The organism is Blastococcus sp. SYSU DS0828, assembly GCF_054050975.1.
The window spans coordinates 126,268-151,366 of record NZ_JBJHAK010000004.1 but is presented as its reverse complement, the minus strand read 5'-3'; the positions used below and the strand labels follow the sequence as shown (position 1 = coordinate 151,366).

Annotated in this window: 25 protein-coding genes; 12 read left to right on the top strand and 13 right to left on the bottom strand. The window is 75.1% G+C overall.

Going from position 1 to position 25,099, the window contains the following annotated elements:
• Positions 1-14: 14 nt before the first annotated feature.
• Positions 15-2,084, top strand: coding sequence for a glycosyltransferase (locus tag ACI79Q_RS04795; RefSeq protein WP_456612419.1), 2,070 nt, complete (start codon positions 15-17; stop codon positions 2,082-2,084).
• A gap of 47 nt (positions 2,085-2,131) precedes the next feature.
• On the top strand, positions 2,132-2,746 hold the full coding sequence (locus ACI79Q_RS04790; RefSeq protein WP_456589414.1) for a QsdR family transcriptional regulator: 615 nt from the start codon (positions 2,132-2,134) through the stop codon (positions 2,744-2,746).
• Positions 2,747-2,771: 25 nt separating this feature from the next.
• Here ACI79Q_RS04790 and ACI79Q_RS04785 read toward each other — a convergent pair whose 3' ends face one another.
• Entirely contained in the window at positions 2,772-4,238 is a 1,467-nt protein-coding gene (locus ACI79Q_RS04785; RefSeq protein ID WP_456589415.1) for a hypothetical protein, read from the bottom strand.
• Positions 4,239-4,395: 157 nt separating this feature from the next.
• Here ACI79Q_RS04785 and ACI79Q_RS04780 point away from each other — a divergent pair, with 157 nt between their 5' ends.
• On the top strand, positions 4,396-4,608 hold the full coding sequence (locus ACI79Q_RS04780) for a DUF4177 domain-containing protein (protein ID WP_456589416.1): 213 nt from the start codon (positions 4,396-4,398) through the stop codon (positions 4,606-4,608).
• Positions 4,605-5,159: a DUF4334 domain-containing protein gene (locus tag ACI79Q_RS04775; RefSeq protein WP_456589417.1), complete on the top strand. Its 555-nt coding sequence runs from the start codon at positions 4,605-4,607 to the stop codon at positions 5,157-5,159. The genes ACI79Q_RS04780 and ACI79Q_RS04775 overlap by 4 nt, the downstream gene beginning before the upstream one ends.
• Here the strand turns inward: ACI79Q_RS04775 and ACI79Q_RS04770 are convergent.
• Genes ACI79Q_RS04770 through ACI79Q_RS04750 form a run of 5 tightly spaced genes read right to left on the bottom strand, consistent with a single transcriptional unit; the run spans position 5,143 to position 9,107 of the window.
• The gene (locus ACI79Q_RS04770; RefSeq protein WP_456589418.1) at positions 5,143-5,556 is read right to left on the bottom strand and encodes an arsenate reductase ArsC; all 414 of its coding nucleotides are present in this window, start codon (positions 5,554-5,556) and stop codon (positions 5,143-5,145) included. The genes ACI79Q_RS04775 and ACI79Q_RS04770 overlap by 17 nt on opposite strands.
• A 23-nt stretch (positions 5,557-5,579) precedes the next feature.
• The gene (locus tag ACI79Q_RS04765; RefSeq protein ID WP_456614288.1) at positions 5,580-6,998 is read right to left on the bottom strand and encodes an FAD-dependent oxidoreductase; all 1,419 of its coding nucleotides are present in this window, start codon (positions 6,996-6,998) and stop codon (positions 5,580-5,582) included.
• On the bottom strand, positions 6,995-7,645 hold the full coding sequence (locus tag ACI79Q_RS04760; protein WP_456589420.1) for an arsenate-mycothiol transferase ArsC: 651 nt from the start codon (positions 7,643-7,645) through the stop codon (positions 6,995-6,997). Before ACI79Q_RS04760 ends, ACI79Q_RS04765 begins: the two co-directional genes overlap by 4 nt.
• Positions 7,642-8,772 carry an ACR3 family arsenite efflux transporter gene (gene arsB / locus ACI79Q_RS04755; RefSeq protein WP_456614287.1) on the bottom strand — a complete coding sequence of 377 codons (1,131 nt, stop codon included), beginning with the start codon at positions 8,770-8,772 and terminating at the stop codon, positions 7,642-7,644. The genes ACI79Q_RS04760 and arsB overlap by 4 nt, the downstream gene beginning before the upstream one ends.
• On the bottom strand, positions 8,769-9,107 hold the full coding sequence (locus ACI79Q_RS04750; protein ID WP_456589422.1) for a metalloregulator ArsR/SmtB family transcription factor: 339 nt from the start codon (positions 9,105-9,107) through the stop codon (positions 8,769-8,771). The genes arsB and ACI79Q_RS04750 overlap by 4 nt, the downstream gene beginning before the upstream one ends.
• Positions 9,108-9,237: 130 nt before the next feature.
• On the opposite strand from ACI79Q_RS04750, the gene ACI79Q_RS04745 reads away from it, so the two are divergent.
• Together ACI79Q_RS04745 and ACI79Q_RS04740 are read left to right on the top strand one after the other, a co-directional pair.
• A complete protein-coding gene (locus ACI79Q_RS04745) occupies positions 9,238-9,720 on the top strand; it encodes an ArsI/CadI family heavy metal resistance metalloenzyme (protein ID WP_456589423.1) in 483 nt (160 codons plus the stop codon).
• An 80-nt stretch (positions 9,721-9,800) separates the two neighbouring features.
• Positions 9,801-10,757 (top strand): hypothetical protein, encoded by a 957-nt coding sequence (locus ACI79Q_RS04740; protein ID WP_456589424.1) that lies wholly within the window; start codon positions 9,801-9,803, stop codon positions 10,755-10,757.
• A 64-nt stretch (positions 10,758-10,821) separates the two neighbouring features.
• Here the strand turns inward: ACI79Q_RS04740 and ACI79Q_RS04735 are convergent, their stop codons facing one another.
• The 3 genes from ACI79Q_RS04735 to ACI79Q_RS04725 form a co-directional block, all read right to left on the bottom strand.
• Positions 10,822-11,364: a DinB family protein gene (locus ACI79Q_RS04735; protein ID WP_456614286.1), complete on the bottom strand. Its 543-nt coding sequence runs from the start codon at positions 11,362-11,364 to the stop codon at positions 10,822-10,824.
• 91 nt (positions 11,365-11,455) lie between these two features.
• Positions 11,456-12,460, bottom strand: coding sequence for a YihY/virulence factor BrkB family protein (locus tag ACI79Q_RS04730; protein WP_456614285.1), 1,005 nt, complete (start codon positions 12,458-12,460; stop codon positions 11,456-11,458).
• Positions 12,453-13,082: a CAP domain-containing protein gene (locus ACI79Q_RS04725; protein WP_456589427.1), complete on the bottom strand. Its 630-nt coding sequence runs from the start codon at positions 13,080-13,082 to the stop codon at positions 12,453-12,455. The genes ACI79Q_RS04730 and ACI79Q_RS04725 overlap by 8 nt, the downstream gene beginning before the upstream one ends.
• A gap of 75 nt (positions 13,083-13,157) precedes the next feature.
• Between ACI79Q_RS04725 and ACI79Q_RS04720 the strand changes: the two genes are divergently transcribed.
• Entirely contained in the window at positions 13,158-13,964 is an 807-nt protein-coding gene (locus ACI79Q_RS04720) for an SDR family oxidoreductase (protein ID WP_456589428.1), read from the top strand.
• An 18-nt stretch (positions 13,965-13,982) separates the two neighbouring features.
• Here ACI79Q_RS04720 and ACI79Q_RS04715 read toward each other — a convergent pair whose 3' ends face one another.
• The gene (locus ACI79Q_RS04715) at positions 13,983-14,912 is read right to left on the bottom strand and encodes a GGDEF domain-containing protein (RefSeq protein WP_456589429.1); all 930 of its coding nucleotides are present in this window, start codon (positions 14,910-14,912) and stop codon (positions 13,983-13,985) included.
• Between the two features lie 224 nt (positions 14,913-15,136).
• Here ACI79Q_RS04715 and ACI79Q_RS04710 point away from each other — a divergent pair, with 224 nt between their 5' ends.
• The 3 genes from ACI79Q_RS04710 to ACI79Q_RS04700 are packed head-to-tail and all read left to right on the top strand — an operon-like array spanning position 15,137 to position 18,226.
• Positions 15,137-16,264, top strand: a complete 1,128-nt coding sequence (locus ACI79Q_RS04710; protein ID WP_456589430.1) for a carboxylate-amine ligase — start codon at positions 15,137-15,139, stop codon at positions 16,262-16,264.
• Entirely contained in the window at positions 16,257-17,552 is a 1,296-nt protein-coding gene (locus tag ACI79Q_RS04705; RefSeq protein WP_456614284.1) for an erythromycin esterase family protein, read from the top strand. The genes ACI79Q_RS04710 and ACI79Q_RS04705 overlap by 8 nt, the downstream gene beginning before the upstream one ends.
• On the top strand, positions 17,549-18,226 hold the full coding sequence (locus ACI79Q_RS04700; protein WP_456614283.1) for an alpha/beta hydrolase: 678 nt from the start codon (positions 17,549-17,551) through the stop codon (positions 18,224-18,226). Before ACI79Q_RS04705 ends, ACI79Q_RS04700 begins: the two co-directional genes overlap by 4 nt.
• 10 nt (positions 18,227-18,236) lie before the next feature.
• Here ACI79Q_RS04700 and ACI79Q_RS04695 read toward each other — a convergent pair whose 3' ends face one another.
• Both ACI79Q_RS04695 and ACI79Q_RS04690 read right to left on the bottom strand, forming a co-directional pair.
• Positions 18,237-19,559 carry a DUF2254 domain-containing protein gene (locus ACI79Q_RS04695; protein ID WP_456612409.1) on the bottom strand — a complete coding sequence of 441 codons (1,323 nt, stop codon included), beginning with the start codon at positions 19,557-19,559 and terminating at the stop codon, positions 18,237-18,239.
• A 71-nt stretch (positions 19,560-19,630) separates the two neighbouring features.
• Positions 19,631-21,058, bottom strand: a complete 1,428-nt coding sequence (locus tag ACI79Q_RS04690) for an NAD(P)/FAD-dependent oxidoreductase (RefSeq protein ID WP_456589434.1) — start codon at positions 21,056-21,058, stop codon at positions 19,631-19,633.
• Between the two features lie 118 nt (positions 21,059-21,176).
• On the opposite strand from ACI79Q_RS04690, the gene ACI79Q_RS04685 reads away from it, so the two are divergent.
• Positions 21,177-21,809, top strand: a complete 633-nt coding sequence (locus ACI79Q_RS04685; RefSeq protein ID WP_456612407.1) for an alpha/beta fold hydrolase — start codon at positions 21,177-21,179, stop codon at positions 21,807-21,809.
• A gap of 228 nt (positions 21,810-22,037) precedes the next feature.
• Here ACI79Q_RS04685 and ACI79Q_RS04680 read toward each other — a convergent pair whose 3' ends face one another.
• Positions 22,038-23,456 carry a xylulokinase gene (locus ACI79Q_RS04680; protein ID WP_456614282.1) on the bottom strand — a complete coding sequence of 473 codons (1,419 nt, stop codon included), beginning with the start codon at positions 23,454-23,456 and terminating at the stop codon, positions 22,038-22,040.
• A 229-nt stretch (positions 23,457-23,685) separates the two neighbouring features.
• On the opposite strand from ACI79Q_RS04680, the gene ACI79Q_RS04675 reads away from it, so the two are divergent.
• Positions 23,686-24,969 (top strand): ROK family transcriptional regulator, encoded by a 1,284-nt coding sequence (locus ACI79Q_RS04675; RefSeq protein WP_456598725.1) that lies wholly within the window; start codon positions 23,686-23,688, stop codon positions 24,967-24,969.
• Positions 24,970-25,099: the final 130 nt, after the last annotated feature.

The window sequence follows — 25,099 nt, the reverse complement described above, 5'->3', positions numbered from 1 at the left end:
TCGATTCCCTCGGGGTGAGCATCGAACGGGCGGCGCTGGGCCGCCCCAGCGGGACCCGGGACGCCGTTCCGGCGCCGGAGAGCGCCCTGCGGCTCCTCGGCGTGCGCGCCGTGGCCGTCGCCGCCGTCCTGGCGACCGCTGGCTACCTCACCTGGCGGCTGCTGGCCACGCTGCCCGAGGGGCCGGCGCTCTGGCTGGGGGTGCCGTTCCTGGCGCTCGAGGTCTACGGCGGCCTCGCCCTGCTGCTGTTCGTGATGACCACCTGGACCGTCGCCCCGGCGACCGTGCCGGCGCCCCGCCCCGGGCCGCCGCCGTCGGTCACCGTGCTCATCGCCACCTACAACGAGCACCTGGACGTGCTCCTGCCGACCGTCGCCGCCTGCCTGGCGATGGAGGGCGAGCACGAGACCTGGGTGCTCGACGACGGCGACCGGCTCGAGGTGGAGGAGATGGTGACGGCGCTCGGCGCGCGGTACGTCACCCGCCCCGAGCACGACCACGCCAAGGCGGGCAACCTCAACCACGCGCTGGCGCTGGTGCGCACCGACCTCGTCGCGGTGTTCGACGCCGACCACGTCCCCGACCCGGACTTCCTCACCCGCACGCTGCCCTACTTCGCCGACGAGCGGCTGGCGCTGGTGCAGACACCGCAGCACTTCTACAACACCGGCTCGTTCGAGCACCTGCGCCCGGGCGCCGACCTGCACGAGGAGTCGCTCTTCTACCGGGTGATCCAGGCGGGCAAGCACCACGCGGGGGCCGCCTTCTGGTGCGGCACGAACGCGGTCCTGCGCGCCGAGGCGCTGCGCGAGATCGGGGGAGTGGCGACGGAGTCGCTCACCGAGGACTTCCACACGACGATGAAGCTGCACCGCGCCGGCTGGCGGAGCGCGTACCACAACGAGGTGCTCGCCCGCGGGCTCGCGGCCGGCAGCCCGGACGCGTTCTACGCGCAGCGCCGGCGGTGGGGCCGGGGGGCGATGCAGGTGCTGCGGCACGACAACCCGCTCACCGCCACGGGGCTGACGCTGCGGCAGCGGCTGGGCTACCTCTACTCGCTGTCGGCGTGGTTCGACTCGTGGCGGACGCTGGGGCTGGCCCTGGTCCCGGTCGCCGTGCTGGTCACCGGGCTCTTCCCGGTGGATGCACCGCCCGCGCTGTTCGCGGTGATGGCCGGCGTTCCCTTCCTGCTCCAGCAGGCGGCGCTGACGCTGCTGTCGCGCGGGTTCGCCCCGGCGCGCTTCTCGCTGCTGTTCGAGGTCGTCCGGCTGCCCTCCAACCTCGCCGCGACGCTGTCGCTGGTGCTGCGCGGCACGGGCCGGTTCGCGGTCACCGCGAAGGGGCGCACCGGGGAGGAGCGGACCCGCGCTCGGGTGCCCGCGCTGCTGCTCGCACTCGCCGCCGTGCTCGCCGGCAGCCTGCTCCACACGGCCGCGAGCCTGGCCGGCTGGACCCCGATCGAGCTCCGCTGGGGCGGCACCACGCTGGTGCCGGTCCTCTGGGTGAGCGTCACCCTCGGCTTCGTGCTGGCCGGCATCCGGCGGATCCGCGATCCGCGCTTCTCCGCCGAGCGCCGGGACGGTCACCGCTTCCCGGCCGCACTGCCGGCCGTGGTCGACGGGGCGCCCGCGCGGCTCGTCGACGTCTCGCTCGGAGGCGCGCAGCTCCGCGTCCGCGGCGTCGGCGCCTCCGTGGGCGCCGAGGTGGAGCTGGCCATCCGCGTGCCCGACCGCGCCGAGCACGTCGTCTTCCGGGCGGTGGTCCGGTCCCGGACCGACGACGTCCACCGGGTGCAGTTCGTCGGGCGGCAGTGGCGCGAGCTGGCCGCGCTGTCGGCGACGGCGTTCGGCGCCGGTGCGGCCCGCTGGGCGGCCGTCGAGGTCACCCCCGTCGGGCTCGCCGCCCCCGTCGACACGGGCGGCCGGGTTCTCGCCGCCCGCGCCGACCCGGACGCGGTGGCCGCGGCGGTGCGCAGCCCGTTCGTCTCCGCGGCCACGCGGCGCCCGGTGGACGACGACACCCGGCCGATCCCGCGGCTGACGCCGGAGCTCGAACGTTCCCTGGCCGGCGCCGACGGTCCATGAGCAGCGGTCCCGGGGACCGCACGCCCGGCTCTGGGACCATTCCGACCGTGGACCGGACCGGGAACCGTCCCGCGCGCACGCGGGTGGACGCGGCCACGGTGATCGCGCTGGCGGCCCGGTGGATCCACTCCGGGCGGCGCATCGACATGGGTGCGCTGGGCGAGGAGATCGGGGTCTCCCGGATGACCCTGCACCGGCACGTCGGCAGCCGCGAGCGACTGGTCGGCGAGGCGGTCTGGTACCTCGCCGAGCGCGGCTGGCAGGCGTGCACGGCCGCGGAGGACGCGCGGCGCACGCCGGGGGACCCGGAGCTCCGCAGCGCGCGGGTCATCCGGGCGTTCAACGCCGGGGTCGTCGGCAGCACCGGCATCCGCACCTTCATCGACAGCGAGCCGGAGTTGGCGTTGCGGGTGCTCACCGATCCCGCGGGGCCGGTGGAGCCCCGCGCGGTGCGGGTCGCGGTGGAGCTGATCGAAAGCGACGAGCGGGCCGGCCGGCTGCGGCCGATCATCGACCGGGAGAGCCTGGCCTACGCCCTGGTCAAGCTGGCCGAGGCGTTCCTCTACGCCGATCTGGTCGCCGGCCGTCCGGTCGCCGTCGAGGCGGCCGACCGCGTGCAGACGGCGCTGTTGGAGGCCGGCTGGGTGCGGCCCGGCGGTTGAGCGCCACCGGGCCGCACCCGTCAGGTCAGCGACGCCCGAAGGCGTAGTCGTCCTGGACCGAGTCGCGGAGCTGCACCGAGATGCGGTCGTTCACCGACGGGAAGCCGGGAACCGTGATCACCTCGGGCTCCCCGCCGCCGCGCGGCCGCACCTCGATGCGGATCGGGCGCAGCCCGCGCGGGCTCGCCGGCAGGTAGGCGTCGACCGCGTTGAGGAACGTGAGCGTGTTGAACGGGAACAGGTCGCCCTTGCTCAGGTCGGTGGCCTGGTCCGGCGCGGTGTACCCGGTCGGCGTCCGCGTGCCGACGTCGGTGAGGAAGAGGGCGTTCACCTCACCGACCCGCCCGAACGTGCCCTCGGTGCTGCTCCGCGGCGTGGTGGCGGGGGTGGTCACGTCCAGCGGGCCGGTGCGGTCGCCGATCACGTCGACGGTGATCTCGTCGGAGTCCGCACCCTGGTCACCCCAGATCTCCCGCGCCCGGATCAGGGCCAGGTTGGTGTGCTCCTCGCTCTTGGGCACGAAGGCCTCGAGGCCCTCGCCGGCGATGCCGCTGTTGAGGCGGACGAAGTGGTCGGACCGGGCGAACGGCGACTGGTAGAAGTGGTGGACCGAGCCGTCGGGCCGGTGGAGCGCGAACTCGTAGCTGTGCCGGCCGTACAGGTCCAGCGGGCCGAAGGACCCGTCACCGGTGATCGGGATCGTCGCCACCGGGTGGGCGGAGGTGTGCCGGCCGGTCCGCGTGCTCACCCGCCACACCTCGAGGGTGGCGCCCTCGAAGCCGAGGTTCTGCGGGAACAGCACGGCGCGTCCGGCGACGGTGACCTCGGCGGGCGGCTCCGGCACGACGTCGGTGGTCGCGGGCGCCGAGCCGGTGAAGAATTCGTAGACGGCGGCGAAGGTCCGCGCCGACGAGGCGGCCTCGGTGTGGCCCTGGTCGGGGTTGTAGAGGTTCGCCACCGCGCCTTCGATCACGCCGACGCTGCCGCGGCGGGGCTCGGGCGGGGAGTACCACTCACCCCAGACCGCCAGCGTCGGGACGCCGCCGGGCGGCGTCTCGGCGCTGCGCCCGTCCAGGTTGGCGTACTTGGCGACCTTCGCCGCCTGCGCCGGCTCGGCCAGGTACGCGTGGCTCACCGTGGTGCCGCGGGAGTGCGCGGCGAGCAGCACCTGCTCGGCGCCGGTCTGCGCCAGCACGGCGTCCAGGAAGGGGTCGAGCTCCGCGATCGCCTGCGTGTTGTCGCTGCCGCTGGTGTCGTACTCGTAGGCGAACAGCAGCTCCTGGGGGTAGCCGTTGCTGGTGAACCGCTGGAACTGCGTCTGCCACTGGGCGGCCGAGCCGCTGTTGCCGTGCACGAACACGACCGGCAGGGGTTCGGCCGACGTCTCGTCGGGGTCGGCAGCCGCCGTTCCGGGGACGGCGGTGATCATCAGGGCGCCCAGCAGGACGGCGGCCCAGCGGCTGCGCCGTGGATGTCTCGGTGTGGTCCTCACGCGTGCTCCTCCCGGCGCCGGCGGCGCCCCGCGCGGACGTTACACACGGGTGATCCGTATCACTAGAGCCGTTGCAGCTCGCCCGGCTCGACGCCGGCGGGGGAGCGCGGCAGGCTGGCGGGCGACCGGCCGGACCAGGCGAGAGGACGGGTGACCCGTGGCTGCAGCGCGCTACGAGTACAAGGTCGAGGAGATCCGCGAGGGCCTCATCGGCGGCAAGATGAGCGGCGGCAAGCTGGAGAAGGTGCTCAACCAGCACGCCCGGGAGGGATGGCAGCTCAAGGCGATCACCTCGGTGGAGGTCAAGGGCCGCATCGGCCCGGGTGGGGTCGACGGCGTGCTGGTCACCTTCGAGCGCCCGGTGGGGTGACACTGCGGTTCACCAGCCCGGACGCGTGGGTCCGCGATGCCCAGCGGGACGGTGTCTCCCGGGCAGAAGCGCAGTCGTCCTTCGACTGGTTCGAGCCGCAGCCGGTCGAGGAGATGCTCGGCCGGTGGCGGGGCAGCGAGCTGCCCACGGGCTCCCCGCTGGACGGGCTGCTGGCGGCCTACGGCTGGTGGGGCAAGGAGTTCCTCGACACCGAGACGGTGCACCCGCTGCTGTTCGGGACGGCGGCGGGGCCGCGGCCGGTCGACCCCGCGCTGATCCCGGTCGGCGTGCTCCGCGCCGCCCCGCGGCTGGCTCACTCGCGGGCTGCCCGGGCCGCGTTCACCGCCGTCCGGCCGCTACTGACCACCTCCCGGCCGAAGGCGCGGCTGCGGATGGTCGAGCACCGCGGCGTCGTCTCCGCCGCGATGGTCTACGACCGCCTGCCGATCATCGACGTCTTCAAGCGGGTGAGCAGCCGCACGGTCCTCGGGATGATGGACCTGCGCGGCCTGCCCGATCCGTTCTTCTTCGTGCTCAGGCGGGAGCGCTGACTCCCAGCTCGGCGAGCAGCCCGCGGATGCGCCGCTCGATCTCGTCGCGGATCGGCCGCACCGACTCCACGCCCTTGCCCGCCGGGTCCTCCAGCGCCCAGTCCAGGTAACGCTTGCCCGGGAAGATCGGGCAGGCGTCGCCGCACCCCATCGTGATGACCACGTCGGAGGCCTCGACGGCCTCGGTGGTGAGCACCTTGGGTCGCTGGTCGGAGATGTCGATGCCGACCTCGGCCATCGCCTCGACCGCCGCCGGGTTCACCTGGTCGCCGGGCAGCGAGCCGGCCGACCGCACCTCGACGCCGTCGCCGGCCAGGTGCCGCAGCCAGCCGGCGGCCATCTGGGAGCGGCCGGCGTTGTGCACGCAGACGAACAGCACGCTGGGGCGGTCACTCACGGGGTTCTCCTCTGTCACGGGGCTCATTCGGCCATCGCCGCGGGCAGGGCGGTGACGGTGGGCGGGCGGTGCTCCCTGCTCCACGCCTGGGCGGCCATCTGCACAGCGTCCCAGGGCGACCCGAGCGGTGGGGTGTAGGTCAGGTCGAGGTCGGCCAGGCCGTCCACGGTCATGGCGTGGAACAGGGCGGTGGCGTAGACGTCGGCGCGCTTGGCGACCTCGCTGCCCAGCCGGCCGACCAGTTGCGCGCCCAGCAGCCGGCCGGTGTCGGCGTCGCCGGTCACGCGGATCGTGATCGGCCGGGCGCCGGGGTAGTAGGCCTTGTGGTCGTCCGGGCTGGTCGCGGTGGTAACCGGACGGAAGCCCGCGGCGGCAGCCTCGTGCTCGAGCAGACCGGTGCGGGCGGCCACCAGGTCGAAGACCTTGACCACCTGGGTGCCGACGCTGCCGGCGAAGCGGGCGTGCCCGCCGACGGCGTTGGCGCCGGCTACGCGGCCCTGCTTGTGTGCGGTGGTGCCGAGCGGGAGGTAGGTGACGCCCAGCAGGCGGTGGTGGGTGACCACGCAGTCGCCTGCCGCCCAGACGTGCGGCAGGCCGGTGGCCATGGTCTCGTCGACGACGACCGCGCCGCCGGCCCCTGTGGTCGCTCCCGCGCCGACCAGCAGGTCCACCGACGGGCGCACGCCGGCGACGACCACCACCAGGTCGAAAAGGCGCTCCAGCGGACCCCTCGACGTGAGCGCGCTGACCCGGGAGCCGTCGGCACGGGCCAGCCCCGTGACGGTGGTCCCGGTGAGCACCTGCACCCCGCGCCGGGTCATCTCCGCCCGGACCAGCGCACCCAGCTCGGCGTCGACGGTGGGGAGCACCTCCGCGGACCGCTGGACCACCGTGGTGGCGATGCCCCGGGCGACGAGCGCTTCGGACATCTCCACACCGATGTAGCCGGCGCCGACGACGAGCGCCGAGCGCACCGGGCGGCCGGTGAGGGTGGCCATCAGGCCGTGGGTGTCGTCCATGGTGTGCACCACGTGCACGCCGTCGGCCGGTCCGAGCCCGTCGGTGCCGCCGAGACCGCTGATGGCCGGGAGCGCCGGACGTGCACCGGTGCCCACGACCAGTTCGTCGTAGGCCAGCAGCTCCGTGGCCCCGCTCGCGTCGGTCACCGAGACGCGCCGGCCGGCGACGTCGATGCCGGTGGCGCGGGTGCCGACCCGCAGGGCCAGCCCGGCCGCCTCCAGGTCGGCGGAGGTCCGGTGGGCCAGCGACCGCCAGTCCGGTACCTCGCCCGAGACGTGGTACGGGATCCCGCAGATGGAGAAGTTGGGGTATGCGTCGGCCACCACGACGGTGACCTCGGCCCCCGGGTCGAGCTCGCGGGCGCGCAGCCCGGCGGAGATCCCCGCGTCGCTGCCGCCGACGACGACCAGGCGGCGGCTCATGCGCCCAGTTCGGCGAGGAGTCCTCGCACCCGGTTCTCGATGTCGGCCGCGATGGAGCCCACCGTGGCGGGGTCCTGGCCGGCCGGGTCGCGCACCTCCCAGTCCAGGTACCGCTTGCCCGGGTAGACGGGGCAGGCGTCGCCGCAGCCCATGGTGATCACCACGTCGGCGGCCTGGACGACGTCGTCGGTCAGCGGCTTGGGGAAGGCGTCGGTCACCGTCATGCCGCGCGCGGCGAGCACCTCGAGGACCACGGGATCCACCGTGTCGGCGGGCATGGAGCCGGCGGAGCGCACGTGTACCCGGCCCTGCGACAGGTGCTCGACCATCGCGGCGGCCATCTGGGAGCGGCCGGCGTTCTGCACGCAGACGAAGAGGACCTCGGGGGTCTCCTTCGCCAGCGCCCCCTTGGCCTGCGCCAGCGCGGTGAGTCGCTCGGTGGCGAACCGGCAGGTGAGCACGGGCAGGTGGCTCGTGACGTTCGCGGTGCGCCCGAGAGCGGCGTAGGACTCGAAGACCATCCGCTCGACGGTCTCCGGGCCGACCATCCCCGCGAAGCGCGCGGACAGGTCCTCCACGTGGCGCCGCAGCACCACGTTCGGGTCCAGCAGCCCGGGGACGCCGGTGGGCCGGTCGGTCCGGGTCATCGGGATGCTCCTCGGTCGAGTCGGGCCGGGACGGTCGGGTCCCCCGGGAACCAGCGCCGGGCGGCCCAGAGGGACACGTAGACGAGGGCGACCAGGACGGGCACCTCGATCAGCGGGCCGACGACGCCGGCGAGCGCCTGCCCGCTGGTGACGCCGAAGGTGCCGATGGCCACGGCGATGGCCAGCTCGAAGTTGTTGCCGGCGGCGGTGAAGGCCAGCGTGGCCGTCTTGGCGTAACCGAGCCGCAGCCGCATGCCGAGCAGGAAGGACCCACCGAACATCAGCACGAAGTAGGCGAGCAGCGGCAGTGCGATGCGGGCGACGTCCCAGTGGCTGGAGGTGATCGCGTCGCCCTGCAGCGCGAAGAGCATGACGATCGTGAACAGCAGCCCGTAGAGGGCGACCGGGCCGATGCGCGGGAGGAAGCGGCTCTCGTACCAGTCCCGGCCCTTGCGGCGCTCGCCCAGGGTGCGGGTCAGGAACCCGGCCAGCAACGGGATGCCGAGGAACACCAGGACCGAGACGACGATCGCCCAGAAGCTGAACTCCGCGGAGGTGGTGGTCAGCCCGAGCCAGCCGGGCAGGACCTGCAGGTAGAACCAGCCCAGCAGGGCGAAGGCGAGGATCTGGAAGACCGAGTTGATCGCGACCAGCACCGCGCCGGCCTCGCGGTCGCCGCAGGACAGGTCGTTCCAGATCAGGACCATCGCGATGCAGCGGGCGAGGCCGACGATGATCAGCCCGGTCCGGTACTCGGGCAGGTCGGGCAGCAGCAGCCAGGCGAGGGCGAACATCAGCGCCGGGCCGACCAGCCAGTTGAGCACCAGGCTGGCGACCAGCAGCTTCCGGTCGCCGGTCACCCGGTCGAGCTCGGAGTACCGGACCTTGGCCAGCACCGGGTACATCATCAGCAGCAGCCCGATGGCGATCGGGAGGCTGACATCGCCGACCTCCACCGCGCTCAGCGCGTCGTCGAGGCCGGGGACCCAGCGGCCCAGCGCCAGCCCGAGCGCCATCGCGGCGATGATCCAGACGGGCAGGAAGCGGTCGAGGGTGGAGAGCTTCTGCAGGACCGGCGCGTCGGCGGGGGCGTCGGGCCGGGCGGTCTCCCGGACGGCGTCGCTCATGCCGGCACCGCCGTGCGGAACAGGCTGGCGACCGCGTCGAGCGCCGCCGGGCGGACGGCGTAGTACACCCACACCCCGCGCTTCTCCCGGTCGAGCAGCCCGGCGGAGTGCAGCACCTTGAGGTGGTGGCTGATCGTCGCCTGGGTCAGCTCGAAGGCGTCGTTGAGGTCGCAGACGCAGGCCTCCCCGCTCGCACTGGAGGCGATCAGGCTGACCAGGCGCAGGCGCACCGGGTCGGCCAGCGCCTTGAGCAGCGGGGCGACCTGCTCGGCCTGCTCCGCGGACATCGCCGTACCGGACAGCGGCGTGCAGCACGCCAGGCCGGGCTCGCTCATCGAAAACTCCTCGCGTCGGACGTCGACCGCCATCGTAACGACGCCCATCGTATTGACAAGCGTCGATGCCTGATGTTCATTCTGCTCAGACATCGATGTTCGTCGATGTCGCGTCTCCCGAGGAGGAACCATGTCCCGCGTGCAGCTCGCCCTCCGCGTCGCCGACCTCGACGCCGCGGTCGACTTCTACTCCCGGCTCTTCGACACCGCCCCGGCCAAGCGGCGGCCCGGTTACGCGAACTTCGCCGTCGCCGAGCCGCCGCTGAAGCTGGTGCTGCTCGAGGGCGTGCCGGGGGAGCCCACCCGCATGGACCACCTGGGTGTGGAGGTCGCCTCCACCGACGAGGTCACCGCGGCCACCGACCGGCTGGCCGACGCCGGCCTGGCGACCCGGCCGGAGGCGGACACCACCTGCTGCTACGCCGTCCAGGACAAGGTCTGGGTGACCGGGCCCGGCGGCGAGCCGTGGGAGGTCTACACCGTGAAGGCGGACGCGCGCCCCGACCTGGAGGGGCAGACGGCCGCCGAGCTCTCCGCCGTCAGCGGGGACGGCGCCTGCTGTCGGACGGAGGACTCCGACAGCGACGCCCGGCTCGCCGCGGCCTGCTGCTGAGCGTCCCGCGGCCACGAATGCTACGAACTCGTGGTGATCAGGTGCCGATCACCACGAGTTCGTAGCACTGGGGGAGGGGCGTGGAGTTCGACGAGGTGGCCGACGAGCTGTACGAGGCCGCCCCCGGGGAGTTCGTCGCCCTGCGCACGGAGCGCCAGCGCGAGGCCAGGGCCGCCGGGGACAAGGCGCTGGCCAAGGAGATCGCGGCGCTGCCCAAGCCGTCGACCGCCGCCTGGGTCTGCAACCTGCTCGTCCGCGCCCACCGCGAGGAGATCGAGGGCCTGGTCGAGCTGGGCGACCTGCTCCGCGGGGCCCAGGAGAACCTGGCCGGGGACGAGCTCCGGGCGCTGAACACCCAGCGCGGCCAGTTGCTGAACGCGCTCACCCGGCAGGCCGCCGCCCTCGCCCGCGAGCGTGGCCACCCGGTGAGCGCGTCGGTGTCCGGTCAGGTGGAGGAGACCCTGCGCGCGGCCATGGCGGATCCGGACGCCGGGGCGGCACTGCTCACCGGCCGGCTGACCGGAGCGATGTCCTACAGCGGGCTGGGGACCGTCGCACCGCGTCCGGCGCTGCGGCTGGTCCGGTCGTCGGGGTCCCCGACCCGTCCGGCGAGGAACGCGGCGGCGCGGACGGCGGGGGAGGAGAGGCCGACCGGCCCCACCGCTGCCGAGCGCCGGGAGCGGGAGCGGGAGGAACGCCGCCGGGCCGAGGAGGAGAAGCGCCGCCGGGAGCTGGCCCGTGCCCGGGCCGCCGCGGAGGAGGCCACCGCGGCCGCCGAGGAGGCAGCCGCCGCTGCCGCGGAGCAGCGCCGCGAGGTGGAGCAGCTCGAGCAGCGACGCGGTGCCCTGCAGGCGCGCGTCGAGGAGCTGGCCGACGAGCTCGCCGAGGCCGAGCGGGCCGCCGGCGAGGCCGCCGCCGTCCTCAAGCGGGCGCAGCGCCGGCAGAACGCCGCCCAGCGCGAAGCCGAGGACGCGGCGGAACTGCGGGATCGCGCCGTCGCCCACGCCGAGGAGCTCGCGGGCGACGGGCCGGGCTGAACCGGCCTGTCGCCCGTGGCGCGGCGGAGGCCGAGGCGCCGGCGGACCGGCCGGACGAGGAGCCTCAGCCCATCGTCTTCTGCCCGTCCAGGGACTCCCGCAGGATGTCGGCGTGGCCGGCGTGCTGGGCGGTCTCGGCCACGATGTGCAGGAAGACGCGGCGGGCCGAGCGGTGCGCCCCCGGCTCGAACCACGGGGCCTCCGGCAGCGGGTGGGACGCGTCGAGGTCCGGCAGCGTGCGCACCAGCTCGTCGGTGCGCCGGGCGACCTCCGCGTACCGCGCCAGCACGCCGTCGAGGGTCTCCTCCGGGAGCAGGCGGAACTCCTGCGCCCACGCCTCGCGGCCCGCTGCGTCGGCCGGGGCGGCCATCGCCTCGGTGCCCTCGACCACGAACCGCGCCCACGCTGCCTCGGTGGCGGCGACGTGCTTGATCAGGCCACCCAGCGTCAGCTCGCTGGCCGTGGGCCGCTGCCGCGCCTGCTCGTCGGTGAGCCCGTGGACGGTGAAACGGAGGAAGTGCCGGTGGGTGGAGAGGGTCTCGAGCAGATCGGCCCGTTCGGCGGGGAGGGCCGCCGTGCCCCTGGGGGTGTGGGTGTCGCTGGTCATGGCCGTCCGCCTCCCGCCGGGCCGGTGGGGTCACCCGGGACGCTAGGCCGCGGCTACGACCGTTCCGCGGCGCCGAGGAACCGAGGCGGCCTCACCGCCGCGCCGGCTCCCGGTCACCGGTGCCGGCCCGGTCCGCGGTCCGGGAACCGGCCGCGTCCGCTGCCCGGTCCCCGGCCTGGTCCGTGGCGCGGCAGCTGGCTCGGTCGCCGAGGTGGTCCCCGGCTCGGTCCCGGGCGTCGTCCGGCCCCAGGTCCCGGGGACGGCGGGCGTGCACCCGGCGGGCCATGACGCGGTACCCGGCGATCAGCGCGGCGTTGCCGAGCAGCAGCCAGAGCCCGAGCAGCACCGCCGTCGCCAGCGCCGTCGCCCCGTAGCGCGCGGTGAAGTCGGCGTACTCGAGGTAGACGAGGTAGCCGCCGGTGGTGGCGGCGACCAGGCAGGTCGCGGTCGCGGCGCCGACGACGACGTCGCTGATCCGCGTCTCCCACAGGCGGAACAGTGCGTAGACGAGCCCGATGAGCACGCCGAGCAGCGCCAGCGACCCCAGACCCATCGCGATGCGCACCGCCGTCCCCGACCCGAGCAGCCGCGGCACCAGGTACAGCGCCGCGAGCCCCGAGAACACCGCCACCGGCAGCACGGCGATGATCGCCAGCGCCAGCAGCCGGCCCTTCCAGCCGCGCATCCGCTGCTCCGACCGCGGCGCCACCTCGCTCAACGCCCGGGCGAGGGCGGCGCCGTAGGTGGTCGCCGGCCAGACCGCCGCCACCGCCGCCACCGGCCCGGTCTCGGCGGCGACGTCGATCAGCGCGCGCAGCACGTCGGCGACCGGCAGCTGGTCGGGCGCCTGGGCGTCCACCTCGGTGCCGAGGTCCTGCAGCGCGGACTGGTCGACCACCAGGCCCGCTCCCCAGAAGCCCAGCAGCACCATCGGCGGCAGCGAGACCATCGCGTAGAACGCGAGGCTGGAGCTGGTGGTGAGGAACTCCGGGCTGCGCAGCCAGGCGAGGAAGCGCCGGGCCGGCTCGGGCACCCGCCGGTAGCCCTCGCCCAGCCGCCGCCGCAGCCGGCGGACCCGCTCCCGCGCCTCAACCACAGCTGGGGCCGTCCTCCTCGGGCCGGGCGATCGGCTCCTCCGGCGGCGTCTCCCGGCTGACCTCGGGGCGGTCGGAGCCGACCGTGCGCCCGAACTGCTGGGTCCCCCAGACCGAGCCGTCGGGGGCGCAGTGGAAGCCGATGCCGATGCGGTCCCAGCCCGGGTTGAGCACGTTGACCCGGTGGCCGTCGGAGCGCATCCACCCGACGTGCGCCGTCCCGGCGGGCACCGGCGCCGATGCGGTGAACACGTTCTCCCCGATCCCGGCGTAGCCGTCCAGCTCCTCCAGATCGAGCACCTCGCGCATGTCCTGGTGCTCGATCTGGTCGTTCTCGGCCATCTGCTCGCTCCACTCGCGCGCGACGGTCGCCAGCTCCTCGTCCCACTCCAGCGGCGGCAGGTCCCGCGCCGCCCGCTCGTCGTTCACCCGGTCCAGGACGTCCCGGGCCATCCGGTCCTCCACGTCGCCGTCCTCGGCCGACGGTGGCTCGTCGGGTTCGGGCGCGGAGCCGGTGCCGGTGCCGGGCGACGACGTGTCCACGACCACGCAGCCGGTGGTGGTGAGCAGGACGGCGGCGAACGCGAGCAGGAGCCGGGCGAGCAGGGATCGGGTGGCGTCCATGCTCCACCCCTACCCAGCGGGGGGCCGGGACCCATCGCGCTGCGGGCCTGTTCCGGGATCGTTAGCGTCGCTGCCATGACCGCAGGCAGCGGGCGGGTCGCGCTCGTCACGGGATCGGAGTCCGGCATCGGGCGCGCCGTCGCGGTGGCCCTGGCCGAGCAGGGCTGCGACGTGGGCATCACCTGGTACCGCGACCGCGAGGCCGGCGAGGCGACCGCCGAGCAGGTGCGCGCACGGGGCCGGCGGGCCGAGGTCCGCCACCTGGACCTGACCCGGCTGCCCGGCGCCGCCGACGTCGTCGACGAGCTGGCCGATGCCCTCGGCGGCCTCGACGTGCTGGTCAACGATGCGGGCACCGGTCACATGACGCCGCTGCTGGACCTGGAGTTCGACACCTGGCGCGAGGTGCTGGCCACCGACCTCGACGGTGCGTTCCTCTGCCTCCAGCGCGCCGCGCGCCGGATGGTCGCGGCCGGGGGCGGCGGGCGGATCGTGAACGTCACCAGCGTGCACGAGCACGCCCCCCGGGTCGGTGCGGCCGGCTACTGCGCGGCCAAGGGCGGGCTCGGGCTGCTCACGAAGGTGGCCGCCCTCGAGCTGGCGGAGCACGGCATCACCGTGAACTCCGTCGCGCCGGGCGAGATCGCCACCCCCATGACCGGCCAGGGGGACGAGGACCCCACCGCTCCCGGCCACGAGCGGCCCGGTGTGCCGCTGCGCCGCCCGGGGGACGCCCGCGAGGTGGCGGCCGTCATCGCCTTCCTCGCCTCGCCGGCCGCCGGCTACGTCACCGGGGCGTCCTGGGCCGTCGACGGCGGGATGCTGCAGATGGGCCCGATGGCGGGGTCGCACCTCCAGGCCGACGACTGGCGCCGCGGCTGACGCCGGCCCGCACGCCGGTCACCCGGTGCGGCCGCTGCGCTTCTTCCGGTAGAGCTGCTCGTCGGCGCGGGCGAGCACGGCGGTCACGTCGTCGCCGGGACGGGCCTGCGCGACCCCGGCCGTCCACGTGGCGGGATGCGTGCGGTCGAGCTGCTCCAGCAGCTCCCGCGTCGCCTCCTCGTCGGTCGCCGGCAGGCAGAGCACGAACTCGTCGCCCCCGTAGCGGCCCAGCAGGTCCGCGCGGCGCAGCCGGCCGCTCCAGCTGGCGGTGAGGTCGCGCAGGAGTTCGTCGCCGGCGCGGTGGCCGTCCCGGTCGTTGACCCCCTTGAAGTCGTCGAGGTCCAGGATCGCGAAGCTGAGCGGTTCCCCGGTGCGCGCCGCACGCGACAGGTGCCCGGCGGCCTGCTCCTCCCACGCGCGGCGGTTGGCGACGCCGGTGAGCGGGTCGGTGCCCGCGGCACGGCGCAGCTGCCGCGCCAGCCGCCCCTGCACCTCGGTCAGCACGGCGACCGACGCCACGACCGGCAGCCAGGCGGGCAGGAAGCCCGACGGGGCCGCGGCCCAGGCACCGACGCTGCCCGAGAGGATGACCAGGCCGGCGTGCACCCGGGCGGCGGGCAGCGGCAGGAAGTGCGCGGCGTACAGCCCGATGCCGATCATCGCCGGGCCCAAGCCGACCACACCGACGGCCGTGGCCGACCGCCAGGCGAGCACCCCGAGGAGCACCGACAGCAGGGCCACCGCGCCGTGCAGGGCCCACGGGCGCGCCCGGACCCCGGCGACGCCGAGCCCGGCGCCGGCGCCCAGCCCGACGGCGCCCAGCACCTGCAGCAGGCCCACGGGGGTGGCGTCGTCCATCGGCGCGGCAGCGCCCACCCAGCACAGCGCACCGCTGACGGCGTAGACCACCGCCAGGAGCGCCGCGGGCATCCGTCGTCCGGTCTGCACCGCGCCTCCTCCCCGTTGCGGTCCATCCTCGCTGGTCACCGGGCCGCCGGGGACGCCGGGCGATCGGATACCACCACTCCGGGTGGGGCCCGGGGCGTGGGCGCCTCGGGTGCAGCCGGGCCGGCCCGGCCGTACGGTGGCCCTGCGGCTGGGCAAGCAGCCGACCCCAGGCCCGGGCGCCCGGCAGCGCCGGACGTCCCGGCCGCGGCCCCGCAGGAGCGCGCGTGGAGTCCTCCGGTCGCCCCCCGGGCGTCGTGGGCGCCACGGTGGGGGTGGAGGAGGAGTTCCACCTCGTCGACCCGCAGACCTACCGGCTGGCACAGAGCCCGGGGCTCGCCGCGGCGGCGGTGCGCCACGAGTTCGGGGAGCGGGTCCACCCGGAGATCAGCACGACGCAGCTGGAGACGGCCACCGGCGTGTGCCGTTCGCTGGACGAGGTGCGCGCCGAGCTCGCCGGCACCCGTGCGCAGGCGCGCGCCGCCGCGGCGGGGGCCGGGGTGGCGCTGCTGCCGGCCTCGACGCACCCCGCGGCGGGCTGGCAGGAGCAGGTGATCACCCCGGGGCCCCGCTACGAGGCGATGGTCGAGCGCTGGGCAGGCCTCGCGCAGCGGCAGGACATCTGCGGCTGCCACGTGCACGTGGGCGTGCCCGACCTGGACACGGCGGTGGCCGTGCTCGACCGGGTCCGCCCCTACCTGCCCGTGCTGCTGGCCATGACCGGCAGCTCGCCGTTGCACGACGGCGCCGACACCGGCTACGAGAGCTACCGGACGCTGCTGTGGGGGCGGTGGCCGCACGCCGGGATCCCGGAGGCGCTCGGCTCCGCCGACCGGTTCCGGGCGGTCGTGACCGGGCTGGTCGACGCCGGCGTGATCGGCGACGCGTCGCACCTGTACTGGGACGTCCGGCCGTCGTCGCACCTGCCCACGCTGGAGTTCCGGCTGGCCGACGTGTGCACCGACCTGGACGACGCCGTGCTGCACGCCGCGCTGGTCCGCTCGCTCGTCCGGGTGCTCGCCGAGCGGGCGCAGCGCGGTGAGGCGGTGCCCGCGGTGCGCACCGAGCTGCTGCGTGCCGCTCGCTGGCGGGCCGCGCGCGACGGCATCGGCGGGCAGCTGTTCGACCCGGTCGCCGGCGTCCTGGTCGACGCCCGCGCCGCCGTCGAGGCACTCCTCGCCGAGCTCGCCGACGACCTCGCCGACCGCGGCGACGAGGCCGAGGTCCGCGACCTGGTGCAGCGGCTGTTCCGCCGGGGTACCTCCGCAGCTCGGCAACGGTCCGTCTGGCGGCGCACCGGTGACCTGCGCGAGGTCGCCGCCGCCGTCGTGCGCGAAGGGAGACCCGATGGCTGACCGACTCGGCGAGCAGATCCGCGACCTGGCCCGCCCGCTGCGCACGGCGGCCGACCTCGACCCGCTCCTCGACCGCGTCGGCGACGCGCGGATCGTGGCGATCGGCGAGGCCAGCCACGGCACCCACGAGTACTACGCCTGGCGGGCGGCCCTCACCCGGCGGCTGGTCGAGGAGCACGGTTTCGGCCTGGTCGCCGTCGAGGGGGACTGGCCCGACTGCTACCGGGTCAACCGCAGCGTCCGGCTGCGGGAGGACGCCGACGCCGATCCGCGCGACGCGCTCGACGCCTTCTCCCGGTGGCCCACGTGGATGTGGGCCAACGACGACGTCGTGGACTTCTGCCGCTGGCTGCGCGAGCACAACGCGGGCCTGCCGGAGGACGCGCGCGTCGGCTTCTACGGCATCGACGTCTACAGCCTGTGGGAGTCCATGCACGCGCTGGTCGGCTGGCTGGCCGAGCACGAGCCCCAGCACGTCGACCAGGCCAAGCAGGCGCTGGCCTGCTTCGAGCCCTTCGGCGAGGACGGTGCCGAGTACGCCTTCGCCAGCCGGTTCACCCCCTCCTCCTGCGAGCAGGCCGCGGTCGACCTCCTGCGGTCGCTGTGCGAGGAGCGCGGCCGTGCGGAGTCCGGGGCCGACGCCGAGGCGCGGTTCTCCGCCGAGCAGAACGCCGCGGTGGTGGTCGATGCCGAGCGCTACTACCGGGCCATGATCCGCGGGTCGGCCGAGTCGTGGAACGTCCGCGACGTGCACATGGTCGACACCCTCGACCGGCTCCTCGCGCACACCGGCCGCAAGGTGGTCGTGTGGGAGCACAACACCCACATCGGGGACGCCCGGGCGACCGACATGGCCGCCGCCGGGATGACGAACGTCGGTCAGCTCCTGCGCGAGCGGCACGGCGCCGACGACGTCGTCCTCGTCGGCTTCGGCGGGTACCGCGGCGGGGTGATCGCCGGCCGGGAGTGGGGCGCGCAGATGGAGCGGATGGCGGTCCCGCCGGCGCGGTCGGGCAGCCTCGAGGCGCGGTTGCACGACGCCCTGGGCGAGGACGCGCAGTTCGTCTTCCCGCGCGGCGACCAGCCCGAGTGGCTGCGCCGGCGGCTGGACCACCGCGCCATCGGCGTCGTGTACCGGTCCTCGCGGGAGAAGTGGGGGAACTACGTGGCCACCGTGCTGGGCGAGCGCTACGACGCCTTCCTCTACCTCGACGACACCACGCCGCTGCAGCCGTTGCACCTGGAGCGGGCCGAGGAGCACGTGCCCGTCGCGGCGTTCGACGCATGACCGGGGCGGGGCACGCCGCGGGCCGCCTCGGCAGCCGGCCGGTCGTGGCACCCACGGGGGAGCCGTGGCCGCCCGGGGTGCACGCGCTCGACCTGGGAGGCGGCGCGGAGGTGTTGCTGGCCGTCCCGGCGGGCGAGCCGGCACCGCGCCCGCTGCTGGTCTTCTTCCACGGCGCCGGAGGCGAGCCCGCGCAGAGCCTGGCGGCGGTCGGTGCCGCTGCCGGCGGGCGCGGGGTGCTGGTGCTGGCGCCGCGGTCCGGCGCCCCCACCTGGGACCTCGTCGCCGGCCGGCTCGGCCGGGACGTCGCGGTGCTGGACGCGGCGCTGGCGCAGGTGACCGACCGGGTGCCGGTCACCCGGTGCGCGGTGGGCGGGTTCTCCGACGGCGCCTCCTACGCGCTGTCGATCGGGCCGGCCAACGGGGACCTGTTCGACGCGGTCCTCGCGTTCTCGCCGGGCTTCGCGCACCCGCCGGCGCGCGTCGGCCGACCACGGCTGTGGATCACCCACGGCACGGAGGACCGGGTGCTGCCGGTCGCGCGGTGCGGCCGGCGCCTGGCGGCCGGCTTCCGCGACGCGGGCGAGGATCTCACCTACGTGGAGTTCGACGGCGGGCACGTGGTCCGGCCCGAGGGCGTGGCCGCGGCGCTGGAGTGGTGGCTGGGCCGGGTCTGACCCCCGCCGCTCACATCGAGCGGGTCTCGCCGGCGCGGTCGGCGAACGCGTCGACGGTCCGCCCCTCGAGGGCAGCGGTGACCTGCTCGCGGTGCAGCTCGACGGTCGCGGTGTCCGTCGGGCTCCAGTCCGGCGAGAGTTCCCCGGCGACCAGGTCGGCGGCCCGGGCGACCTCCGCCCGCTGCTCGTCGTCCCGGCAGGCGACGGCCACGTCGCGGAGCATCCGCAGCAGGGCGGTGATCAGCGTGGGCTCGTTCCCGCCGAAGCGCGCCACCTGACCGCAGGCGAGATCGAGGTAGTACCGCAGGTCCCGGTCGGGGACGATCGCCCGGCCGGTGCCGTCCTCGTCCTCGTGCAGCGTGGGCCCGAGGTGCCGGCCGGTGAGCCGGACCAGCAGATCGCCCATGTGGCCGATCGCCGTCGCGGCGGTGACCGGGTCGTTCACGCTCGGGGACATGGCCTTCACGGCGATGTCCTCCAGCTGGCGGAACCCGAAGCCGGCGTCCTGGTCGATGGTCCGCTCGTTGTTGAGCACCACGGCGGCCCGGACGGCGTCGTCGAGCTCCTCGGACGCGCCCCACACCGTGCCCAGGGGCGTGCCCATCGTGACCTGGTCGCCCGGCCGGACCTCGACGCGGACGACGGTGTCGTGCGCCCGGGCGGCATCGACCAGCGTCCCGGTGTCCACCACCTCCACGAAGCCGCTGCCGGCCGCGGGAACCAGCCGTCCCTCGGCCGTCTCCAGGTCGATCTCGTCGGGCGACCGCTGCCCGTGGTCGGCGTACGGGCCGTAGAACGTCTCGATCGCCCGCCGGGCGTCGTTGTGGACGCGCGTCATCATCGTGTCGACGCGGAGCATGCGGACCATGTGGCTGATGAAGGCCAGCAGGGCACCGACGCAGGCGATCCCGAGCAGCGCGGCTGCCAGGCAGACGAGCGTGGGCACCGGCTGGTCCTGGTTGATCCCGCGCAGCCCGGTGACGGCGAGGACGAACGTCGCGGTGAGCACCGACAGGACCCGCTTGGTGACCGGGTCGCGGGTGAAGTCGCGCAGCAGCCGGGGGGAGAACTGCTGCGAGGCCAGCTGCAGCGCCACGATCGTGATGCTGAAGGTCAGGGTGGTGATGGTGACCGCAGCCGTCGCCACCAGTTGGAGCAGCGTGCCGGCGGCGCTGGTGTCGGCCGGCCACAGCGCCGCGAGGACGCCGCCGCGGGGCTCCACCATGCCCAGGGCCCAGCCCGCGGCGGCCGCGGTGACCCCGGCGATCGCCGGCCACAGCCACAGGGGTGTCTGCGAGCGGGCTGCACTTGCCTGACCTCGTCGTCCTGCCACGAGGGGGCCGCTACCCTCCCCGACCCGGATATGCACCGGCCGGGGGAGGGATCACCCGGCCGGTGTACCGGTCAGGCGGAGTCCCGCTGCGTGGCGTCCTCACCGGCCGGGTCGACGTCCTTGGGCCCGCCGGTCTTGGAGACCTCCCACCGCGGGCCCAGCTGCTCGAGGGCGAGCCGGCCGTAGACCTGCTGCTGGGTGGCCACCCGCTCGGAGCGGCCGCGGCCGAGGAAGCTGACCATCCAGTGCAGCACCGTGGTGAGGCGGCTCTTGAAGCCGACGATGTACATCAGGTGCACCACCAGCCACAGCACCCAGGCGATGAAGCCGCTGAACTTGAACTTCCCGATGTCGGCGACGGCCGAGAACCGCGAGATGGTGGCCATCGACCCCTTGTCGAAGTACTTGAACGGCTCCTGCGGCTTCTTGCCGGTCGCCCGCCGCTCGATCGCCTCGGCGGCGTAGCGGCCGCCCTGGATGGCGACCTGGGCGACGCCGGGCAGCTTGCCCAGCGCCATCATGTCGCCGACCACGTGGATTTCCGGGTGTCCCGGCAGCGTGAGATCGGGCTGGACGGAGATGCGGCCGGCGCGGTCGACCTCGGCGCCGGTCTGCTCGCCGAGCATGCGGCCCAGTTCGCTGGCCTGGACGCCGGCGGCCCAGATCTTGGTGGCCGCCTGGATGCGGCGGACCTGGCCGTCGGTGTCCTTGACCTCCAGGCCGTCGGCGTCGACACCGGTGACCATCGCGCCGAGCTGCACGTCGACGCCGATCTCGTTGAGCTGCCGCCGGGCGCGCTCGCCCAGCTTCTTGCCGAAGGAAGGCAGCACCGCCGGGGCGGCGTCGAGCAGGATGACCCGTGCGCCCGTGGGGTTGATGTTGCGGAAATCGCGCCGCAGCGTGCGACGCGCCAGCTCGGCGATCTGCCCGGCCATCTCCACCCCGGTGGGGCCGGCGCCGACCACGACGAAGGTGAGCAGCCTGTCGACCTCGGCCGGGTCCTTGGCGATCTCGGCCAGCTCGAAGGCGCCGAAGATCCGGCCGCGGAGCTCGAGGGCGTCGTCGATGCTCTTCATGCCCGGCGCGAACTCGGCGAACTGGTCGTTGCCGAAGTACGACTGCCCGGCGCCCGCCGCGACGATCAGCTCGTCGTAGGGGTGGACCAGCTTCCGGCCGAGGATCTCCGACGTCACCGTGCGGGCGGCCACGTCGATGTCGGTGACCTCACCGAGGATGACGCGGGCGTTCTTCTGCCGGCGCAGGATCTCGCGGGTGGCCGGCGCGATCTCGCCCTCGGAGAGGATGCCGGTGGCCACCTGGTAGAGCAGCGGCTGGAAGAGGTGCTGGGCGGTCTTGCCGATCAGCGTGACGTCGACCGGTGCCTTCTTCAGCGCCTGAGCGGCGAAGAGACCCCCGAAGCCGGAGCCGATGATGACGACGCGCGGCCGGCCGCCGGGGGAGTCGATCGGGGCCTGCGCCTGCGCTGGTGATGTCGTCATGATGTTTCATCCTTCCACCTCGGCCCACGCCGGTCGTGAGCGCCCCGGGAGATGCGTGTCACGCCGCGGACCCCTCGGTCGGCTCGCGGGCCGGGCGCGGGGCCGGTAGACCATCCGGGTGCCACGATCGGTGTCGGTCCTTCTCGTTCCCGGTCTCGGGCTGGATGAACGTTCTGCCCGCAGGTTGCGGGCAGAAGTTCCCGTCGACGTCGTCGTCCTGCCGGGCATGGGCCGCGCCGCGGAGGTGCCGTCGGTCGACGACCTGGCGCGGCACCTGGTGGCGGCGCTGCCGGCGGGGCCCGTGGTCCTGGTCGGGCACTCGCAGAGCTGCCAGGTGGTGGCCGCGGCCGCGGGCGATCCCCGGGTCGCGGGGGTCGTGCTGTGCGGGCCGACCACCGATCCGCGGATGCGCCGGTTCCGGGTGCTGGCCGCCCGCTGGGTGCGCACGGCCCTCGCCGAGCCCTGGTGGCAGGTGCCGCTCATCGTCCGGCAGTGGTTGCACACCGGACCGCGCGCGATGGGGGCCCTGTGGCGGGTGGCCGCGCCCGACGGCATCGAGGGGCGCCTGGCCCGGGTCGCGGCGCCGGTCGTCGTCGTGCGCGGCGATAGGGACGCGCTCTGCCCCGCGGACTGGGCGGCACGGGTGGCGTCGGCCGCGCCGCGGGGCCGGCTGGTCGAGCTGCCGGGTGCGGCGCACATGACGGTGCAGACGCACCCGGCCCAGCTCGCCGCCCTGCTCCGCTCGTTCTGACCATCCCGCCTCGTCCGCGCCGTGCGGCAGCCGGACGCGCCGGACACCGCTGCCGCACCGCGTGGTCGCACCGCCACGAGCGGAGCGAGGTGTGGGAGTGACGTGCTGGAACGGCCACCCTTCAGGGACCCGCCACGAGCGGAGCGGATGGTGGGCGGTGACGCACTGGAACGGCCCCGTCCAGAGGCTCACCGCGAGCCTGCGAGCGGTGAGGAGGACGGGGTCCCTTTACTGGCCGTCGGTGCGGCCCCGCACCTCGGCGTAGCGCTCGCGGACGTGCGTGGCTGCCGGCGCGTCGAACTCCTGCAGCCCCGGTTGCGCCCACTCCGGCGGGGCGTCGGCGCCGGAGAGCACCCAGGCGGCCTGTCGCGCGGCACCGTCGGCGACGTACTCGCCGGGGGCCGGTACGAGGACGGGGCGGCCGAAGATGCCCGGGGCCAGCTGCTGCACGGCGGGTGAGCGGGCGGCGCCGCCGATCAGCAGCACCCGCTCGACCTCCACCCCTTGGGCGACGACCGCCTCGATGCCGTCGGCCAGGCCGCACAGCAGGCCCTCGATCGTCGCGCGGGCCCAGTGCGCCGGTGTGGAGGTGCGCAGGGTGAGGCCGTGCACCGAGCCGGTGGCGTCGGGCAGGTTCGGCGTCCGCTCGCCCTCCAGGTAGGGCACGAGCACGAGCCCGTCGGCGCCCGAGGGAGCCGAGAGCGCCAGCTCCGACAGGGTGGCGTGGTCGACGCCGAGCAGCGCGGCGGCGGCGTCGAGCACGCGGGCGGCGTTGAGCGTCGCCACCAGCGGGAGGTGGTTGCCGGTGGCGTCGGCGAATCCGGCGACGGTGCCGGTCACGTCGGCGACGGCCGTGGGGGTGACGGCCGAGACGACGCCGGAGGTGCCGATCGAGACGACGACGTCGCCCGGTCGCGCGGCCAGGCCCAGCGCGGCCGCGGCGTTGTCGCCCGTGCCGGGGCCGAGGACGCCGTGACCGCCGGCGAGGCTGCCGACCCGTTCGGCCGGCCCGGCCACGCGCGGAACCGCCGGGCGCCGCCCGCGCATGGCGCGCTCGAGCAGGTCGAGGCGGTACTCGCCGGTGCGAGCCGACCAGTACGCGGTGCCGCTGGCGTCGCCGCGGTCGGTGACCAGGGTGCCGAGGTCGCGGTCGGCCGAGAGCCGCCAGGTCAGCCAGTCGTGGGGGAGGCAGACGGCGGCGGTGCGGTCGGCGTTGCCGGGTTCGGCGTCGGCCAGCCAGCGCAGCTTCGTCGCGGTGAACGACGCGACCGGCACCAGCCCCACGGCATCGGCCCACGCCTGGCGGCCGGCCTGCTCGTCGTCGTCGCCGAGCTCGCGGATCAGCTCCGCCGCCGCCGGGGCCGACCGCACGTCGTTCCACAGCAGCGCGTCGCGGACCACCTCGCCCCGTTCGTCGAGGCAGACCATGCCGTGCTGCTGGCCGCCGACGGCGAGCGCCGCGACGTCGTCGAGGCCGCCCGCCTCCGCGGCCGCGGCCCGGAACGCCTCCTCCCAGGCGCGGGGATCCACCTCGGTGCCGGGCGGGTGCGGCGCCCGCCCCGACCGGACCAGCTCGCCGGAGTCGGAGTCCCGGACGACGACCTTGCACGCCTGCGTCGAGGTGTCGACGCCCGCCACGAGCGTCATCGGACGTGCTCCCGTCCCGAGGCAGCGGGGAGGGGCAGGGGAGCGGGTGGCGGAGCGCACACGGCGGTCATGGGAAGGGGACCTTAGGCCGCCTCCGCCCGTCGCGCCCGGCGGAGGGTCCTGCCCCGGGCGCCCGGCGCGGCGGCGGTCCGTCTTGACCGCCCGACCGGCGGCCCCTAATTTGTTTGCTCAACCGACGAATGTCGGCGGCGACCCCGAGGAGGTGGACGTGGGCGAGGTTCCACCGCTGTACGACGGGTCCTCCGAACGGCGCGCTCCGGCCGACCAGGCGACGGTGCGCCGCACCAACCTGGGGCTGGTCCTGCGGCACCTCCGCGACCACGGCCCGCGCTCCCGCGCCCGCATCGCCCAGGAGACCGGCCTGAACAAGGCCACGGTGTCCAGCCTGGTGGCCGAGCTCGCCGACCGTCGCCTGGTCACCACCGGGGAGGTCGACCGCGCCGGTTCGGTGGGGCGCCCGGGGCTCACCGTGCACCTGGACGGCGCCTGCGTGTGCGGCATCGGCGTCGAGCTGAACGTCGACTACGCCGCCGCGCTCGTGCTCGACCTGCGGGGCGAGGTGCTCTTCGAGCAGCGGCTCGCGCTCGACCTCCCCGCGCTCGGCGCCGAACGCACCCTGGACGCGGTCGCCGGCCTGGTCTCCGACGCGGTCGCCGCGGCCGCGGCGACCGGGGCCAGCCCGGCCGGCCTGACCGTGGCGGTCGCCGGCCTGGTCCGCAGCCTCGACGGCGTCGTGACGCTGGCGCCGAACATCGGCTGGCGCGACGTCGCCGTCCTCGACGGGCTGCGCGCCCGCCTGGGCACCGACTTCCCGATCCGCGTCGAGAACGACGCCAACCTCTCGGCCATCGCCGAGTGGGCCATGGGCTCCGAGGCGCGGACCTCCGACCTGGTCTACCTGACCGGTGAGGTGGGTGTCGGCGGTGGCGTGATCGTCGGCGGCCGGCTGCTGCGCGGAGCCGGTGGGCTCTCCGGCGAGGTCGGGCACACCTCGCTCGGCGATCCGGACGCCGTCTGCGGCTGCGGGCGGCGCGGCTGCTGGGAGACCGTCGTCGGCCTGGCCGCCCTGCTGCGCGCGGCCGCCGATCCCGGTGACCCGGTGGCCGATCCGGGCCGTGACCTGGAGGCGCGGCTGGCGGAGGTCGCTGCCCGCGCCGAGGCCGGTGACGCCCGCACGCTCGCCGCGCTCCGGCAGGTCGGCACCTCCCTCGGGACCGGCGCCGCCGTGCTCATCAACCTCTTCAACCCCCGGGTGGTCATCCTCGGCGGGTACTTCGCGGTGCTGGGGGAGTACCTCATGGAGCCGCTGCTCACCGAGCTGGAGGCCCGTGTGCTCGGGCCCGGCGTCGCCGGTGCGCGCGTCGTCCTCTCCACCCTGGGGTTCACCGCGGCCGTCCGCGGGGGCGCGCACGTCGCCCTGGAGTCCGTCCTCGAGGACCCGACGCTGGTGCCGGTGCCCTCGCTCACGCCGACAGGCGCCGGGGCCCGATGACCGCCACCGGCCCCTCTTCCGCGGCCCACCCCACCACCGGCGACCAGCCGACCCCCTCGTCCGCCCCGGGCCGCGCGATCCAGCGTGTGCCGGAGGCCCTCGCGCGCAGTGCAGCCAACCGATCGACCCG